Genomic DNA, 17,928 nt, shown 5'->3' with positions numbered 1-17,928 from the left:
TTCATTTCGAAATGAACATGCATTTGCTTACTTTCACAGAAGCAAATAAACATACGTCCTATTTATTTATGCCATTCCAATTTACAACAAAAAAAAGTAAACGTACAGCACTTTTCTTAGGTATCCTTGCGGCCTTTTTCTTCGCCAGCACCTTTGTGCTCAACCGTATTATGGCTGTATCAGGTGGCAGCTGGCAGTGGACGGCTGCGCTCCGTTTTATCTGGATGCTGCCGGTGTTATTCATTATAGTCTGTTTGAGAGGCAATCTGTCTGGCCTTTTGAATGAAATAAAAGCCAATGTCGGAAAATGGCTACTTTGGAGTACGGTAGGTTTCGGACTATTCTATGCCACCCTGACATTTGGAGCAAGTTATGGCCCCTCCTGGCTGGTTGCAAGCACCTTCGAATTTACGATTATTGCCGGTATGTTTATAGGCCCCTTACTGGAAAAGAAAGGGCAACGAAGGGCCATATCCAAAGGGTCGCTTCTCTTTTCGCTTATAATATTTATAGGCATTCTTCTCATGCAGATTACCGAAGCCCAGCGTACTTCTCTGCGTTCAATATTACTCGGAAGCATTCCAGTATTGGTCGGAGCCATAGCCTATCCTCTGGGCAACCGCCAAATGATGAACATAACAGGCAACAGGCTGGATGCTTTCCAGCGCACACTGGGCATGACGCTCTGTAGTATGCCCTTTTGGATTATATTGAGTTCTTTTGCATATGTTGAAAGTGGCTGGCCGACGAATCAGCAACTTTTTCAGACAGCCATGGTTGCCCTATTCTCAGGTATTGTTGCCACCTTGCTATTTTTCACCGCTACAGATATGGTGCATACCAACCACAATGCGCTTGCCGCCGTCGAGGCAACGCAGGCCGCGGAAGTAATTTTTACCCTTTTTGGGGAGATTATCCTGCTACATGCTGTATTCCCCAATATATATTCCTGCGCAGGTATTGTTCTGGTAGTCGCCGGAATGATTCTCCATAGCCGGTCAGGCTGAAGCTGCCAAGTGTGTGCCGACGGATCATTTGTCGAAGGAAAGTGTCTTGCTGATCTTACCGAGGTTCAAACTATTTGCCATCGCAGAAAATATAGCGTAATACGTGCCTTTGCGAGCATAGAGATCCTCATGCTTGCCCTGCTCAACGACCCGCCCCCTCTCCATCACTACAATCATATTCGAATCGATAATTTGCGATATGCTATGTGAAACAATGATGACCGTACGGTCCCTTTTAATGGCATCCAGACTGTTTTTGATCTGTTCAGTAGCAATAGCATCCAGATTAGCCGTAGGTTCGTCCAAGAAGATAATGGGAGGATTTTTCAAAAACAGGCGCGCAATGGCAATACGCTGCTGCTGTCCCCCCGATAGTAGCTGAGCATCCGACTCATATCCTTTTGGTAATTCCATAATCTGTTGATGAATATAGGCTTTCTTGGCTGCCTCGACAATTTCTTCTTTTGAACTCCCTATTTTACCGTAGGCGATGTTCTCGTATATCGTCCCTTTAAAGATATGATTACGTTGTAGTACCATGCCGACATGTTCGCGCAGATATGCCGTGTCATAATCGGCCAGGTCCACGCCGTCCAGAATTATCTGTCCGCGCGAAGGCTCATAAAATTTGTCCAGCAGATTGATCACTGTACTCTTACCCGCTCCACTGAGGCCTACCAAAGCCGTAATTTCGTTGTGCCGTATCGAAAAATTCACATTTTTCAAAGCCAATGTACCATTGGGATATGCAAAAGATACATTTTTCAATTCCAGATTCCCCTTAATGCGTGCTGGACGGTTAGTGCCTCTCGATTCGATCTGTTCATCCGCTTCCAAAATCTCAAAAAAGGATTCAGAGTAGATCAGCGCATCGTTTACTTCGTCATAAATGCGGTGCAATTGCCGAATCGGTGCCGACACGTTATTAAACAGCATAATATGAAACATGATCGCGCCAATACTCATCTGTGCTGACAATACCAGATAGGCTGTCAATACGATAATGATGACTACTGCAATTTGTTCGACAAAATTTTTGATGCTATCATATAGGAAACTCGTTTTACGGGTCTGCATCTGATTTTCCGTCATTTCAAACTGAATCTTTTCGTGCCGGGCAGCCTCTTCAGGTTCGCGGACAAACGACTTGATAACCAAAATAGAATCAATCAAACTAATGATACGATTGTTTTTTGATTCACGGTAGTTTCGCATCTGCCGCCTAAAACCCGAAAGTTTTGTTGCCTGTGACTGGCTGATGTAAAGATATAACGGGATCACCGCCAGCCCCACTAGACCGACATAGACATTGGCATAAAACATGCAAGCCAACGCAATGATAGCATTGGCAAATAGCGGTAGAATATCAATAAAGAAATTTTGGACCAAGCGGGTCAATGAACTAATGCCCGCATCGATTCGCGTCGCCAGCTTTCCGCTTTCGTTGTCCGAAGAGGTATAAAATGCAAGTTTATAGCTCAGGACGCGGCTGACAATCGCCTGTGAAAAATCCCGCGCAATATAAATCCGTAATTTCTCGCCATAAAATTTCTGCCCAAACTGCACTAAGGCATAGACTACCTCTTTAAGCATCAGCACAAAACTGATGATACCGACAATATACAGCCCTTTGGACAATAGTTCCTTGGCGATCATCAGCGCGTTGATCGAATCCACTGTGTAGCGGAGAATAAATGCATTGATCTGTGCGGCAAATGACCCAACGACAGTCAACAGTAGGGTGTAAATGATCAATCTGCGGTACGGACGGGCAAAAGGAATTATTTTTTTAAACAGCTGTAGAATAGTCATGAAACACCGGCGATTATAAAAGTGAAACAAATAAAGCCCACACTTGGTTTAAAGGTAAATAGAAATTATAGAATTTTATCGGCCGTAAGGCACAATAAGCAAAAATCCTTCAAGCCTTCACAAGCACTGACGCGCCAAACACAGTCAGAGGGTTCTTATCCCGTAGAGCTCACTTGGCACGCCGAAGGCTAAGGAAAGAGTATAAAAAAAATGGAACCGCAGAAAAAAGGCCGTATCAAAAATTTCTGACACGGCCAAGTCCTGATGATATCGGAGGCAAAGTTATCCAAAAATACGATTAAGCACCTTAGCAAGCCGCAGCCCGCCCTTCAACAAACATTGCTCCATAACATCCTTGTTCTGGTAAACATAGGAGTACGATAAGTTAGCATTATTGGCTACATCCGCATAAATTTTCTCAGCAAGCTGGTTAGACTCGTACAGCCAGTTGGACAGTTCTCCCGCCGCAAGCTCTTTGTTCTCCTCTTTGCTTCTGACGTCAAGCACCGTCGCGTATTCCGTATAGCTGTATTTCTCATTGTCCACCAAATCGCTATCCCAAACACGATGGATATTCGATTTCTTTCCGAACCAGCTTACTTCAATTTTATTTCCGCCCTGATCTTCTGCCCTACTGACATGCATGGGCTGATGTGCATCCCCTAAAATATGGATCAGGAAGTAGAGATTCTGTTTTTGCTGTTCCATAGAGATTGTTTTATCTGCGAAAGATTTCTCCAAATGGATAGCTGTCTTATACAAATTTTCATCTGCAGAATTATCCAAGCCCAACTGGAACTCGGCCCAGGGCAAGTTTGCATTTAAATTGATAAAATGAGAATTGCCAAGCTTTTTAAATTCTGGCCTTGGGTCTGATTTAATGAAATCACCCCAATTCGCCCAATAAGCCAATTTCTGCTGTCCAATGATTTTTCCAATCTTCTTCTTTGCTTTTTTATTCAAATGGCGTTCAGCTATTTCGGCCACGACACGGTGCCCGATCGTCCCCCAGGCGAATACCGATGAAAGCTGAAAACACAACACGAGAGCAAGCATCCCCTTAATCATTTTTTTCATTGTTCTATCTATTATAATTATTTGAAAATATTGAAAGCATATTTTGCGTCCGACCAAAATTCATCCAGCGCAATAATTCTCGATTTAAAAAATGAGATCAGTGTGCCCCATTCTGATTCATCGAAAATACTGTGTCCTTCCAGTACCGTGTAAATCTGACATACCGGTCTGCCATATTCATCATGGCCATCCATTTCCCATGTCCATTCTTCTCCTAGAATCGCGTGGAGCACAGCCTTGAATTGCATAAATTGCTCCGCCATCAAAGCACGGATTCCAGCATCCGGCTGTGACCAGCTGATCGCAATCTTCGCCTCGTTTTTGTCAGCATCCATCCTGAAGTACAAGTGCTTAATTCCGGTTTTGTAGTTAACCCAGTTCACTTTCTCCCTGTCCGCTGACGGGTGCAAAACCATAAATTGGCCAAACTTAGTCCAGAATAGTTGTTTTATCTGCTTTACTTCCTCTCTAGAGTACACATTTCTATTTTTAAGTCACAAAATTAAGAAAATAGCTTGGGATGCTTAAACCATAACGCTATTTAAATTGTTGTTTTACCAACAAAGGATAAAAAAAATGAACTTAGATAAGAAAAAGTCTTTACTCTTGCTTGGTGCGGTGGCGCTTGGCACTGTGGCCTACAATGCATTGAAACCCGTCGTATCACGTCCTGATGTCGTCGAGCCTTTTAACCTCGATAAATATCTCGGAAAATGGTATGAGATAGCCCGTCTTGACTTCCGATGGGAAAGAGGCCTCAGTCAGGTCACGGCCGAATACAGTAAAAATAAGGACGGAAGCATCCGTGTCAACAATCAAGGGTATTCCGAAGAAAAAGAACGCTGGAAGCAATCTCTCGGCAAAGCAAAGTTTGTCAATGGGCCACAGAAAGGTGCCCTGAAGGTATCTTTCTTCGGCCCATTTTATAGCGGATATAACATTGTCAGAATAACTCCAGATTACAAATACGCTCTTATTTTCGGCGACAACCTCGATTATATGTGGATTTTAGGAAGAGATACCGAAATCCCGGATAAGATCAAAAATGAATTCTTAACGTATGCATTGCAATGCGGATACGAAACCGGTAAGCTTGTGTGGACAAAACATTGATGTCTGGACAAAACGCTAGTCAAAAATTGGAGCAATCACCTGATAATTCAATGTCGGATCCCCGGCCACAACCTCAGCAATCTCGTGGAGGTCCTTTTGGCTAATGCGGTTTCTGACACCGGCATTGTATAAATTTGCCAGAAATAAAGCCGCCTCATGTTTATCTTCGGGCAACAAAATCGAACTGCCGACATAAAAGTTGAGAACAGATACAGCATAATCGCCGAATATGTGGAAACCAAATTCGCCACTCTTCTGTAATGAATGGCGCATCATTTTCTCAAAATCAGAACGCAGTGTTTCTTTTATAGCATCTTTCATCAATAAAACTCGTTATAAAACCTTTCGGCCAAAATGTGTTCAGACTGCAGGGCGACGTATTTCCAGACCTTGTGACGAACAACCAAACAGAGCAAAAATGCAAAAAAAATCCCAAACAAAGCAGTTTCAACGCTTTGTTTGGGATTGCTTATTCAAAAAGAACGGTATTAGAGCGCTTCAGCGTGCTGGGTTACATCAAGGCCCAGCTCTTCCTCCGTTTCCTCAACACGTAAAGGCGAAATGAGATCCGTCACCTTCAGAAGGATCAAAGACCCTACAAAGGCAAAGAAGGACACAGCAAATAGCGCTACCGTGTGAACGATAAACAGCTTTGTTTCACCAAAGAATAGACCATTGTCAGCTACAATCGGATTGACATTGTGATGCGCAAACACCCCAGTCAGTATCATACCGACCATCCCCCCTACACCATGACATGGAAACACATCCAGTGTATCATCTATGCTGGTTTTACTGCGCAAATAGACAACCAGGTTGCTGACCAGCGCGGCAATTAAACCAATGACCATCGCATGCGGTATACTAACAAAACCAGCTGCCGGTGTAATGGCAACAAGTCCAACGACAGCGCCAATACATGCGCCCATTGCGGATGGTTTTTTGCCTCGGATGATATCCACAAATATCCAGGCCATGGCCGCCATCGCTGAAGCCGTCGTCGTCGTCGCAAAGGCATAAGCTGCCAGACTATTGGCTCCTCCTGCTGACCCTGCATTGAATCCAAACCAGCCAAACCACAATAATGCTGTGCCCAGAATAACATAGGTAATACGCGCCGGATTATGCGTTTGCGTCTTACGCCCTTTTAAATAGATAGCCGCAGCCAACGCTGCCCAACCCGCGGACATATGGACTACAGTGCCCCCGGCAAAATCAAGTACGCCAAATTTTGCCAATATACCTTCTGGATGCCAAGTCGCATGTGCTAGCGGCATATATATAAAAATTCCGAATAGAATAATAAATAACATATATGAATTGAAACGAATCCGTTCAGCAAAAGCACCGGTAATCAGCGCAGGCGTAATAATCGCGAATTTCAGCTGGAACATAGCAAACAGCACCAACGGAATTGTTGGTAAAGCGCCCCATGCGACCTCCCCAAGCGTGCCTTTCATCATAAAAAAGGTCGCGGGATTACCGATAATACCGCCAATATCTTCACCAAACGCCAAACTGAAACCGAAAATAACCCAGAGAATAGTCATCAGACACATGCAGATAAAACTTTGCATCATGGTCGAAATAACATTCTTTTTGCTCACCATACCACCGTAAAAAAATGCCAGTCCCGGAGTCATGATCAGCACCAATGCCGACGAAGTCAGCAGCCATGCGGTATCTCCTGTATCAAACTCCACTTTCTCAAGTGCAGTCAAATCTATGGAGGGAAATAAAAGTCCTAGTACACCCAAAAGTACAAGAACCAAAAGTGGAATAATTTTTTTCATTTGTTTAAACTGATTAGCTTATTAATACATCAATAAAGTTGTTAAAAAAATACAAAAACAAAACAAAAACCCTTTCTCATTTATTGTTTTGACAAATATAAACTCTTTTTATTAAAAAAATAGTATCAAAAATTATTTTTTGTTATTTTTTTTACATAATTTCACAAAAACAAATACAAAAACCACACAAAAACCCTAAAAACAGCCATTTTAAAACACAAATAAAATTAAAAACATCAAACTTAAACCAAAAAAGACATGAAAAACACCTATCTAATTCTATTTTTCTTGATATTTTCTGTAAAAACTCTAAAATCACAAGAAGATAACAAAGAAAAACCATTAGAAATATCAGGATCAGTAGATACTTACTGGAAATATGACTTCCAGAACAAACCAAACATCAATACCTATTTTACTGAAGACAACAATTCCGTGTCTATTGGAATGGTTGATCTAGCCTTAAAAAAGAGTTTCAAGAAAGCTTCTTTTGTTGGTGAACTTTCTTTTGGCCCACGCGGACAATACCGGTCCATTATGAATGGCGATGGCCAGCCCGGAGATGATAAAAACAGTTTCCATATCCAGAATCTATACATAGGATATAATCTTACAGACAAACTCAATCTTACAGCTGGTTTTATGGGTACATTCGTGGGATTTGAAGTTATCTCTCCAACATATAATTTTCATTACTCCACCTCCTATCTATTTGGCGCCGGCCCCTTCCAGGATGCCGGATTGAAAGCGACCTATAGCTTCTCCGATAAGTTTGCGCTAATGGTCGGTATTTTTAATGACTGGAATGTCTATCAGGACATGAACGGCGTTTCTCATGTTGGTTCCCAGTTAACGTACAGACCAAACGAGAAAGGTAGCTTTTACCTCAACTTCCTGACAGGATCTTCAGCCGGCGGCAAATCAAACTATAGCTCGGGAACTCTTGTTGATTTTGTAGGCAATTACGACTTTACGTCTAAATTTTATTTAGGCCTGAATGCCACTCATTACAAAAAAAGGGATGATGGTGGCTATACCGGCGTAGCGCTTTATCCACGCTACCATTTCTCTGAGCACTTCGGACTGGGACTTCGTGAAGAGTTTTTCCAGACTCATAAAGAGGAAGCCAATGGTATTGAAAGCGCCAATATGTTGGCAACGACACTAACTGCAGAATATAATTATCACGGGTTTAAATTTATTCCGGAAGTACGGATAGACAGAAGCAACCGGGAAAAATTTATTAAAAATGATCTTTCTCCGACCAAATCTGCTGGCCAATTTTTATTAGCCTGTGTGTATAGCTTCTAAATCACACTTATCGACGTAAGTATATACCCAGCTGCTATTTGTTCAAGATAAAATAGCACATGCAGTACAGCGCATGGAGTCAGTAATACAAAAAAAGGAGCGGCATCCGGCCATCAGGAGGATACCGCTCCCCTTTTTGTTGGGGCCTAAAATCGCACAACAGTCCACCGCAGGGCATTCAGCCTGTACGGCAGCACGACGTATCTTGCTGCCTGTGCAGCAGATCCAAAAACGTTATCGTACACTGACCGAAACGTGCCGGTCCAATATCCGGTCTGCTTCAGGAGCGTCTGCAGGATACTTCGCAAATTGCGAACCATATCCTTCCGCCCCGACAACCTGTTTAGCAAGTCCCGATTTATCAAGATAATCTTTTACAGCGTTGGCACGGTCCAACGACAGTTTTTTATTATATTCCTCATTGCCCGTCCTGTCGGTATACCCACCGATTTTGACATGCGCAGCGGGAAAAGACTTGAGGATGGCAACCAAATTGCGGAGCTGCACCTCGCTCTCAGGTAAAACCTTTGCGGTTCCGGTTTCAAAATTGAGATTGTCAAAATCAAACCAAGTATTCTTTAAGGAATCTTCACCTAGGGCCATATAATCGGATTTCAGAAACTGCACCAGACGGTCTTCGATACCACCTTTAAAAGCGGTTAACTTACTGCCATCCGGCAAATCCACATCAAGCTGCTGGCGCGCAGGCGTAGATGGATTCGTGCCGGCGACCGCTCCCGAATCAAGCTGCACCTGATTTGTGCTGGTATCTGTTGCACCATCCTTTTTGCCACCACTGCAGCCTTTGCCAAATAAAAACCATAGCACGGCCACAACAATCAACGCAACCACAATCTTCCACCAGCCACCGCCCGAGGAATTTGCCGTCGTCATTGCCGCTTTTGCGTCATCCGACCTCGGCAGAGACAGCGGTTCCTTATGCGCGCCCAATTCTGTTGCGGGATCTATTCTGCCAGCCCCTCCAGATATACTGCCAGAATCGCCTGCTGTTGCTCCGATGTTGGAGACAGGTTCATCGGGAGCCGAAAAGACCCCACCATCAAATAACTTCCCAAATGCCCCCAGGCCCAGACCGGCCGGCACAGCAGCGGCAAACGACGCTTTATTTTCCCGCAAATGCTGGGTTATGGCGCTGGTGTCCCAATTCTGCCCTTTATTCGTCAGACTGGAAAAGACAGCAGGAAGCGACACCTGCATCAGCTGCTGTATGACCGAACCGCTAAAGCCGAGATAGCCTCCCAAGCTGCTCAATACCGTTTCGAGCCCGCCGCCCAATATAGAACTGAGCATGCCGCCCGACTCCGCGGCAGGCACTTCAGTTTCTTGCGTAGCAGACGAATTGCCACCAAAGAGATTATCGAAGTCAAATCCCGCAAAATGCTGTTTCGCACGATCTAAAATACCTGCAATACCGCCGCTTTCCGCCTGTTGACCTAGACCTAAGAACAAGGCTGGCACAACAGCGTCCACGCCCTGTTTTACCTGTTCCTTATCCTGATGCAGATGCTGACTAAGGCGGCTCAGAACCTCCTCATTAAAATAGTCCTTTGCTCCTTTTAAAAGCTGATTTTCCATAATTTTTGTTTATTGATTCAAACAATCAACAAACAAAAACTTATATTGTTCATAACCAGCGTCTAAAAGACACCCGACAGCCACTTCGGAACAACGAACTCAGCTGCCAGATGAGCCAACCGATACATTTGCCAATGTTCCTTACTTATCCACACGACCTCTTCCAGCTCTGCCTGAGGTCGAAAGACAGTCTCCATCCCCAATGTCATGGCATAAATATGCCCCTCGACCAGCGTGTCCGGCTCGTTCACAGCCTGTGTCACATGATTGCCGATGAAACGTAGCGCTGTCACCTCTACTTCCAGCCCCAGCTCTTCTTTTAACTCCCTTGTGAGTGCAGCCATGTCTGATTCACCAGCTGCAATTTTCCCGCCCGGCAGCTGGAAATAAGCCGAACTCCGCTTGCGTACCATCAACATATTGCCTGCCGGCGACAGTATCATCGCCGAACAGATCACGATCTTGTTCATATCTTTCACTTGAAGAGACAAAACTAACTTTTTACCAAAACATTTAAAAAATATGTTTTATTCTTATATTTATAAGAACAAATTAGAATATATTATCCATATATGAAGCCAGGATTAGCAACTCTTATACTTAACCTATTATTGCTGACACTGGGCTGCCAGCGGGAACACAAAAACGCAGTGCACAAAGAGCAGCCTATCAAGCATTCCAACGAAGCTCCCGTCGTCAAACAGCCAGAAAAACCTAAAATGGTCACTGCCGATGATATTATCATAAAAAAAGGTCTGCTTTACGAAAAGTACAGGCTCGAAGACACTTACCCCTATAAGGATACCATCAGGAGCTTTCAGTGGGATAAGATAAAAACACAGCTGGCTTTTGTGGAAAATTTTCAACGCCATCCTTCCCGATATGGGGTACTACAAAATTATCAGAATGAGAAGGGTGAAGCACCGACAATAAAGAACTTTAAACGTGATTCTTACAAACGGGTTTCAGACAGTTTCAACGTCGAGCGGTATCAAGCCGCACCTCTATATGATGTCACAACAGACCAACTCGTACGCTATGGACGTGACGGCTGGCTGGTGCAGGTTGTGGGTACGGATACCCTAGCAAGAGTACCTATTGCCGGTGTATCTTTTGAGGGAAAATACACCGTCCCCAAAAGATACCTTCGCCTGATAAATGACAGTGTACAATTCAACATCATCAATATCGTCGATGTAAGCAACCAAAACATATGCACATTGGAAAAGGTAGGCAAGGAATGGCTGATACGCAGCATGAACCCGGCCACCACAGGTCGCCACAAGCCCCCTCACGCTCAAGAAACCCCAACCGGATTATTTGTCGTCCAGCAACACAAGTCCAAGATGTTCTATTTCGAAGATGGCACGCGTACCTACGGCGGTTTCGCCCCATACGCAACCCGCTTCACCGCAGGTGCCTACATCCACGGAGTTCCGGTCAATGACCCGAATGGCCGCATCATCGAATACAGTGAGAGTCTGGGAACCACGCCCAAATCCCATATGTGTGTTAGAAACGCCTCGTCACACGCCCAATTTGTCTATAAAAGGTCAAAAGATCTCTCTTCGCTCGTAATTGTTATTGATTAACACTATTTAACATTCTGTAAATCAAATATGTATTAATTTTAATATTATTTTTGTAAACATCTACACAGAAAAGGGAGGAGAATGGGAAATACGTTTATGTTTCTTTTGATGGCACTCAATACAGCCTTGTCTTCAAAAGAAGAGTTAAAAACAACAGATCAACAAACCAATATTTATCATGTCAATGTCGAACGTCAGCGAACAGAAGTAGATTCGCTATATGACGAAATGAACCTAAGCCCTGTATTAAAATATGAGGCATTCCGACAGGCAATGGAAGGCAGAAAGGAAATTCCAGCACATAATAAAGATATTATGACAGTCATCGATTTTTCCTTGGCTTCTACCGAAAAAAGGCTCGTTGTACTCGATTTAAAAAACAAAAAGGTGCTGTTCCATACCTTGGTATCGCACGGTAAGAACAGCGGCGAAAATTATGCCGTGGATTTTTCAAATCAGCAGGAATCGCTAAAAAGTTCTTTAGGCTTTTTTGTGACAGAAAATACTTATGATGGTGAAAATGGCTACTCTTTGGTATTAAATGGTCTGGAAGAAGGGATAAATGACAATGCCAAAGCACGCTACGTAGTGATGCACGGTGCAGATTACTGTAGTACAGGCACCATTGCAAGCCTTGGCAGACTGGGTAAAAGCTACGGTTGTCCGGCAGTGCCCAGAGAATATGCCGGCCCCATCATCAATACTATCAAGGACGGGACACTGTTGTTTATCTATGCAGATAACGATGAATATTTGGCCAAGAGCCGTCTGATTCATCAGCCAAACATTTTGATGGCGCATTATCAAAAGAAACAGGCAGTCCATGCAGATGAAGGATAGCATAAAAAAATCCTGATGAACGAATTCATCAGGATTTTTTTATGGCCAGCCTCATAGCACTAAATTTTCATCCCACCTCAGCGCATTAAGACTTATGTTTTTTTCTGAATTTTAACATCCAATTATAAATCGCATCATCGTGAAATAGACGTTCCACACTACCATGTGTACCACCTTTGATGACATTCAGACTAACCTCAGCATCCGGATCTGCTTTCTTTATTGCATTCATGATCTTACGCGATTCAGAAATAGGGACCGCCCGGTCAGCAGTGCCATGATGTAGCCAGATTGGCACCTGTGTTAAGTTGACTGCATACTGACTGGATCCGCCGCCACAGATAGCCACAGCCGCAGCAATTCGTTCAGGATATTTTCCCGCCACATCCATGGTGCCGTAACCTCCCATGCTCATACCGCAGACATAAATACGCTCTGGGTCAGCATTATAATGCTCAATGGCATAATCCACTATTTCGATCACCTTGTCCGGATCCCAGCCTCCTCGCGACTGGGGAGCCACAACGATACCGGGGACCTCTTGCCCCTTGTTTATAGCATAGAGAACGCCATAGCGTTTTACCCGGTCGAGATTGCTTCCCGACAAGCTCCTTCCATGAAGAAATACGAAAAGTGGCTGTTTTTCCAGATTCTCAGCTGAATTGACATTTTTCAGTAGAAATGGATACGCAGTTTCGCCCCGTATCGCCTGTATTTCCTGTGCGCCTAACGAGCTGAAAAACATAGTTAAAACGCACAAAAAGAAATAAAACTTATACATAATACTAATTTCGTCTACGATTATTTAGCTTAATTTGGAGCATTAAAAATACAATTTAATGATTTTTAGACATCGCATTTAACAACTTTTAACATTTTACCCATACCTGTTATACCATGGACAAAAGCGCAGATAGGACGTCTTCACGATGGGTTAAACTGGTCTGATATGCAAATTTTATTGCATATCAGACCAAATTTATCTTAGTTTGTATTATTGACGCTAATATCAATCGACATCATGAAAATATTGCATACCGCCGACTGGCATTTAGGGAAACGACTGGACAGCTTTTCGCGGATGGATGAGCAGATTGCAGTGATGGAAGAAATCATTCGGCTGGCTGACGAGCAGGATGCCGATCTTATTATTATCGCCGGTGATCTTTTTGACGCATTCAACCCGGGCGTTGAGGCCATTGAACTCTTCTACAGGACCATCAAAAGGCTGGCGAAAAACGGCATGCGCCCCGTCATCGCGATCGCCGGCAACCATGACTCACCTAACCTGATCGATGCCCCCGACCCTTTGGCGCGCGCATCAGGTATCATATTGATCGGACACCCACAAGCTATGGTAGCTCCGTTTACCACCGAAGGCTTTTCCGTTCTGCGCTCGGACAAGGGTTTTATTGAGCTACAGATCAACCACTTTGACTATCCTATCCGAATCATTCATACAGCATATGCCAACGAAATCCGTCTCAAGCAGTATCTGGGTGAAGACAAAGAAGTACAGTTGAATAAAGCGCTGGCAGCCAACTGGAAGCAGTTGGCAGAAAACTATTGTGATGACCAGGGTGTCAATATACTGACAGCTCACCTCTATATGAATAAATACGGCATGGCTTTACTCGAGGAGCCTGATGGCGAAAAGCCGATTAAAATAGGAAACGCCGACCTGATTTATGCGGAGTCCATCCCACCGCAGATTCAGTATACGGCCTTAGGTCATATACACGGGTATAAAAACATCGGCACGGTAGACAAGCCCGCTGTTTATGCCTCGTCTCCACTATGTTATAGCTTTTCGGAAGCGGGGCAGACCAAATACGTCGCTATGATCAATGCCGTACCAGCCACCAATGTCTCGGTCGAACGCATCCCATTAACACAGGGAAAACCACTGATCCGGAAATCATTTGACGATATTGCCGAATGTGTCGGCTGGCTATCCGACAATCGGGATGCGCTGGTGGAACTCACCTTGAGATCCACTACCTTCCTGAAAGCCGAAGACCGCAGGCTGATCTATCAGACCCATCCGGGCATCGTTTATCTGATCCCTGTGGTACAACAGGAGGAAACAAATGCCCCCGACACAAAAGAAATTCGTCTGACAGAGGATATTTCAACGCTGTTTAAGGACTACTTCAGATCAAAAAATGCCAATCAGGCACCAAACGACGACATCCTCGACCTTTTCCGCGAAATACTAAATTCTTAATTGCATGATTCCATTAAAATTAATTGTAGAAGGCTTATACTCTTACCAACAACGTCAGACCATCGATTTTAGCGAACTGTCGGAGGCTGGCCTATTTGGTATTTTTGGTGCGGTAGGTTCGGGTAAATCATCCTTACTGGAGGCTATTACCTACGGCCTGTATGGTGAGACTGAAAGACTCAATGCGCGCGACAAACGCGCGTATAATATGATGAATCTCAAATCCAACCGCTCCTATATCGAGCTTGACTTTGTCAACTTTGAAAATCGTGTATTCAAGGTCACAAGGGAATTTAAGCGCAATTCTAGAAATTTTGAGGATGTCAAGTCTCCGACAGTTATCTTATACGAACAGATCGAAGGACAATGGATCCCGCTGGAAAGCAGCAACGTCCAAGCGGTCATCGGATTGAGCTATGAAAATTTCAAACGGACAATTATAATTCCTCAGGGACAGTTTAAGGAATTCATAGAACTGGGAGCTAAAGAACGTACAGATATGATGAAAGAGATCTTCCAGCTTCACCGCTTCGATCTGCAGGATAAGGTCTCCCTTCTTTATAAAAATAATCAGTCCGAACTGGATCAGCTCAATGGTCAGTTGCTGGGATTTGAAGGTATCACCGATGAACATGTCCAGACAACACGCGCACGATTACAGGAAGAACAGCAGGCCTTTGCAGCTGCCGAGCAGCAAAATAAAGTTATTCAAGAGCAGTATCAGACCCTGAAAAGCCTAAAAGAAGACTTTCTGGAACTGGAGAGAATAAAAGATATATTTCAGGAACTTTCCATGCAACGTACAGCAAAAGAAGATTTGCGTAAACACGTGATGCGTTATGAAGCGGCGCATGCTACTTTTTTTCACCTGATTAAATCAAAAGAGAAGTTAGATCAGGAAAATCAGGAGCAATACCAGCAGCTACAGGCCGCAACGGCAAAATGGAAAGCAACGCAAACACAGACACAGGAGTTATCCGATCGACTTGCCGAACTCAGAGCTCAGTACGACCTTCTGCCGCAACGGCGCACAAGTGAACTGGACCTGGAGCTGATACTACAACTGCTGGTCTTTTCGGATGAAATTAAAACACTAAAAGAACGTGCGGAAAAAGGGCGGAGTTTTGTTCAGGAGGCCAAGCAAGAGCAGCTGCAATGGAAATCCAGGATTCAGGAGACCGAAGCCATGCTTGAACAGCTGAAAAGGTCCAGACCCCCGGTCGACGAGTTGATGGCGGTGGGTCAATGGTATACGACACAACAGAACATCCTGCAGCAGGAAGTGGAACTCACCCAGCAATATCATGAGCTGGCGACCTCAATAAGCGTCCTGCGGGAGGAACAGGAAGCGCTGCCGATCAATAGCGAAGACCTGGAAGCTGATTATCAGCGCACATTGATGGAACTCGAAACCAAAGCCAGCAAACTGCAGGACGAGAAAGCGCATTTATTACTGCAACAAAGACTAACCCAGTTTGCCTCAGACCTAGCTGATGGATTCCCTTGTCCCCTATGCGGTTCGCTTGATCACCCCGCTGTGGCTATTGGCGACGATATTACCGAAGAGCTTAACGAAAACAACCGCTTGGCTACGGAAATCAATGCACTGATCAAGCTGAAGACTGAACAAAAATTTCAGGCCGGTAAACTGCTGTTCCGTCTACAGGCTTTAGAGGAGCAATCTACGGAAATTCAGCGCAAACTGCAGCTTGTCCATAACAGCAAATCTGATCATTTGAAGCAATTTATCTGGCCGAATTATAAGAGTGAAGACTACGCTGGGTATTTAGCTAAAAAACAACAGCTTGCAGCAATAGAAAACCAGATCAGCAATGCCGAACAACTGCTTGTCAAGCAACAGCAGAACTTAGCAGACATTGAAGAAAAGCTGGAAAAATACAACAAAAAATTAAGTGAATTTGAAGTCGATGAGGCGAAAAAACAGGCACAGATCAGTCAAAATTTGGATAACTTAAAGTTGCTGTCCTGGTCAGATTACCGATCCAGAGAGCAGGCGACGGTAAAAAATGAGTATGAACAGTTAAAGGCTTCCAATTTGCGTTTAGAGCAGGATTATACAGCATTATCCAACAGATTAAACGCGGCCAATAGTGAACTTGCTGCACAAAATAGCCGTATGCTGGCGCTCAGTGACCAGCTGGCCAAAATCAATGACGAAAGGCAACAATTAGCGAATAATATCCAGCTGCTGCTTCAGAGCTCAGCTTTCGAAAGTATCGAAGAAATCAAAGCGCTACTTGCAGAAGAACTGCCCGTTCAGAAGATCAGAGCAGAACTCGAACAGTTTCAGATCCAAGTGGAGACAACGAAAGCACAAATCAGTCAGCTGGAGAAAAAGCTGGCGGACCAAGTTTATGATGACGAGTTGTTTCAGCGGCAGCAAACAGCCGCTGGGGAAGCCCTGCAACAATTGAAGTTGCTCACCGAGCAGGTTGCACGGTCCGGGCAAGAACTCCTCCAACTGGAAGCAGCTCTTGAAAAAAAGAAAATTTTGCTACAACAACAAGCAAAATTAAGCTTGCGTAATGATAATTTAAAACAGCTGTTTAATTTATTCAAGGGAGCAGGTTTCGTCCAATATGTATCTTCTATCTACCTACGACAGCTATGTGATCACGCCAACATCCGTTTTCACCGTATGACCCGCAATCAGCTCAGCCTGCAGATCAATGATAACAATGATTTTGAAATTATCGACTATCTTAATGAAGGCAAAAGCCGTAGTGTAAAAACGCTGTCCGGAGGCCAAGCCTTTCAGGTCTCCCTAAGTCTCGCTCTGGCACTGGCAGAAAGCGTACAGTCCAACACACGGGCCAGTAAAAACTTCTTTTTTATTGACGAGGGATTTGGCACCCAAGACATTGCCTCTGTCAATATTGTCTTCGAAACCTTGCTGGAGCTTCGGAGGGAAAACCGCATAGTCGGCATCATCTCCCACGTAGAAGAATTGAAAGAGCGCATCCCGATTTCACTTTCCATTGAAAAAGACGAAGAACATGGCAGCCAGATTTTCATTAATTAGTTGATCATGTAAAAGTTATTTAGTATTTTAGTTATAGAGGCAGTCTTCGATACAGTTGCCTCTATAACCAAAAAACGAAGATTATGGGCTTATTTTCAAACAATCGAAAAGGGAAAGGGTCTCATCCATTTTTTCATAAGACGAGCAAAACGGTCGTTGGCTCAGGTCCTGGTAAAGGCAATGTAGAGGGAATACGTACGCATTCGACATTATTAGTCAAACAATACGATATACTCCATATCCTTAAAGAGATTCTTATGCCGCAGAATCAGAATTAAAATTGGCCGGCGCAAAGTGACTTTAAATACATTACCCTATTACTCCGTTTATCCCCTACCTCTCTCCGGGATCGCCCATCCTTTGGCCCCCTCTTCACAGCTGCAAGCGGCAAGGTAAAGATATATAAGAGGCCATATCATGGATGTCAGCTGGAAACTTTACCCAAAGACAAAAAGAATATCAAAAAATCATTGAAATTATAAAAAAGGAAGTTTAATTTAACAATATAAAACTTTTC

At 44.0% G+C, this 17,928-nt stretch carries 16 protein-coding genes; 8 read left to right on the top strand and 8 right to left on the bottom strand.

Going from position 1 to position 17,928, the window contains the following annotated elements; genetic code table 11:
• The first annotated feature begins 68 nt into the window (after positions 1 to 68).
• Positions 69 to 1,007, top strand: a complete 939-nt coding sequence (locus tag FGL37_RS19570; protein ID WP_037533058.1) for a DMT family transporter — start codon at positions 69 to 71, stop codon at positions 1,005 to 1,007.
• A 24-nt stretch (positions 1,008 to 1,031) separates the two neighbouring features.
• On the opposite strand, the gene FGL37_RS19565 is transcribed toward FGL37_RS19570, so the two are convergent.
• From FGL37_RS19565 to FGL37_RS19555, 3 genes are all read right to left on the bottom strand, one after another.
• On the bottom strand, positions 1,032 to 2,819 hold the full coding sequence (locus tag FGL37_RS19565; protein ID WP_028069491.1) for an ABC transporter ATP-binding protein: 1,788 nt from the start codon (positions 2,817 to 2,819) through the stop codon (positions 1,032 to 1,034).
• Positions 2,820 to 3,101: 282 nt separating this feature from the next.
• Positions 3,102 to 3,896, bottom strand: a complete 795-nt coding sequence (locus tag FGL37_RS19560; protein WP_028069490.1) for a S1/P1 nuclease — start codon at positions 3,894 to 3,896, stop codon at positions 3,102 to 3,104.
• A 17-nt stretch (positions 3,897 to 3,913) separates the two neighbouring features.
• On the bottom strand, positions 3,914 to 4,375 hold the full coding sequence (locus FGL37_RS19555; RefSeq protein WP_028069489.1) for a DUF4268 domain-containing protein: 462 nt from the start codon (positions 4,373 to 4,375) through the stop codon (positions 3,914 to 3,916).
• Between the two features lie 97 nt (positions 4,376 to 4,472).
• Here FGL37_RS19555 and FGL37_RS19550 point away from each other — a divergent pair, with 97 nt between their 5' ends.
• On the top strand, positions 4,473 to 5,009 hold the full coding sequence (locus FGL37_RS19550; protein ID WP_028069488.1) for a lipocalin family protein: 537 nt from the start codon (positions 4,473 to 4,475) through the stop codon (positions 5,007 to 5,009).
• 15 nt (positions 5,010 to 5,024) lie between these two features.
• On the opposite strand, the gene FGL37_RS19545 is transcribed toward FGL37_RS19550, so the two are convergent.
• Complete coding sequence (locus FGL37_RS19545; RefSeq protein WP_232048742.1) at positions 5,025 to 5,330, bottom strand: hypothetical protein; 306 nt, start codon at positions 5,328 to 5,330, stop codon at positions 5,025 to 5,027.
• 167 nt (positions 5,331 to 5,497) lie between these two features.
• Positions 5,498 to 6,802 (bottom strand): ammonium transporter, encoded by a 1,305-nt coding sequence (locus tag FGL37_RS19540; protein ID WP_028069487.1) that lies wholly within the window; start codon positions 6,800 to 6,802, stop codon positions 5,498 to 5,500.
• A 258-nt stretch (positions 6,803 to 7,060) separates the two neighbouring features.
• Between FGL37_RS19540 and FGL37_RS19535 the strand changes: the two genes are divergently transcribed.
• The gene (locus FGL37_RS19535; RefSeq protein ID WP_028069486.1) at positions 7,061 to 8,113 is read left to right on the top strand and encodes an outer membrane beta-barrel protein; all 1,053 of its coding nucleotides are present in this window, start codon (positions 7,061 to 7,063) and stop codon (positions 8,111 to 8,113) included.
• Positions 8,114 to 8,347: 234 nt separating this feature from the next.
• Here the strand turns inward: FGL37_RS19535 and FGL37_RS19530 are convergent, their stop codons facing one another.
• Both FGL37_RS19530 and FGL37_RS19525 read right to left on the bottom strand, forming a co-directional pair.
• On the bottom strand, positions 8,348 to 9,709 hold the full coding sequence (locus FGL37_RS19530; RefSeq protein WP_028069485.1) for an OmpA family protein: 1,362 nt from the start codon (positions 9,707 to 9,709) through the stop codon (positions 8,348 to 8,350).
• Between the two features lie 62 nt (positions 9,710 to 9,771).
• Positions 9,772 to 10,179: an NUDIX hydrolase gene (locus FGL37_RS19525; protein ID WP_028069484.1), complete on the bottom strand. Its 408-nt coding sequence runs from the start codon at positions 10,177 to 10,179 to the stop codon at positions 9,772 to 9,774.
• A gap of 102 nt (positions 10,180 to 10,281) precedes the next feature.
• On the opposite strand from FGL37_RS19525, the gene FGL37_RS19520 reads away from it, so the two are divergent.
• Both FGL37_RS19520 and FGL37_RS19515 read left to right on the top strand, forming a co-directional pair.
• Entirely contained in the window at positions 10,282 to 11,301 is a 1,020-nt protein-coding gene (locus FGL37_RS19520) for a L,D-transpeptidase (RefSeq protein WP_028069483.1), read from the top strand.
• A gap of 81 nt (positions 11,302 to 11,382) precedes the next feature.
• Positions 11,383 to 12,141 carry a murein L,D-transpeptidase catalytic domain family protein gene (locus tag FGL37_RS19515; RefSeq protein ID WP_232048741.1) on the top strand — a complete coding sequence of 253 codons (759 nt, stop codon included), beginning with the start codon at positions 11,383 to 11,385 and terminating at the stop codon, positions 12,139 to 12,141.
• Between the two features lie 85 nt (positions 12,142 to 12,226).
• On the opposite strand, the gene FGL37_RS19510 is transcribed toward FGL37_RS19515, so the two are convergent.
• Positions 12,227 to 12,886 carry a carboxylesterase family protein gene (locus tag FGL37_RS19510; RefSeq protein WP_171019312.1) on the bottom strand — a complete coding sequence of 220 codons (660 nt, stop codon included), beginning with the start codon at positions 12,884 to 12,886 and terminating at the stop codon, positions 12,227 to 12,229.
• A 276-nt stretch (positions 12,887 to 13,162) separates the two neighbouring features.
• Here FGL37_RS19510 and FGL37_RS19505 point away from each other — a divergent pair, with 276 nt between their 5' ends.
• The 3 genes from FGL37_RS19505 (at position 13,163) to FGL37_RS19495 (ending at position 17,689) form a co-directional block, all read left to right on the top strand.
• The gene (locus tag FGL37_RS19505) at positions 13,163 to 14,368 is read left to right on the top strand and encodes a metallophosphoesterase family protein (RefSeq protein ID WP_028069481.1); all 1,206 of its coding nucleotides are present in this window, start codon (positions 13,163 to 13,165) and stop codon (positions 14,366 to 14,368) included.
• A 4-nt stretch (positions 14,369 to 14,372) separates the two neighbouring features.
• Entirely contained in the window at positions 14,373 to 17,411 is a 3,039-nt protein-coding gene (locus tag FGL37_RS19500) for an AAA family ATPase (RefSeq protein WP_028069480.1), read from the top strand.
• 83 nt (positions 17,412 to 17,494) lie between these two features.
• On the top strand, positions 17,495 to 17,689 hold the full coding sequence (locus FGL37_RS19495; protein WP_028069479.1) for a hypothetical protein: 195 nt from the start codon (positions 17,495 to 17,497) through the stop codon (positions 17,687 to 17,689).
• The last annotated feature ends 239 nt before the right edge of the window (positions 17,690 to 17,928 follow it).

Source organism: Sphingobacterium thalpophilum (assembly GCF_901482695.1).
Classification (GTDB): Bacteria; Bacteroidota; Bacteroidia; order Sphingobacteriales; family Sphingobacteriaceae; genus Sphingobacterium; species Sphingobacterium thalpophilum.
Note: the sequence above shows the minus strand (reverse complement) of the source record. Positions and strands in the feature narration are given on the sequence as shown.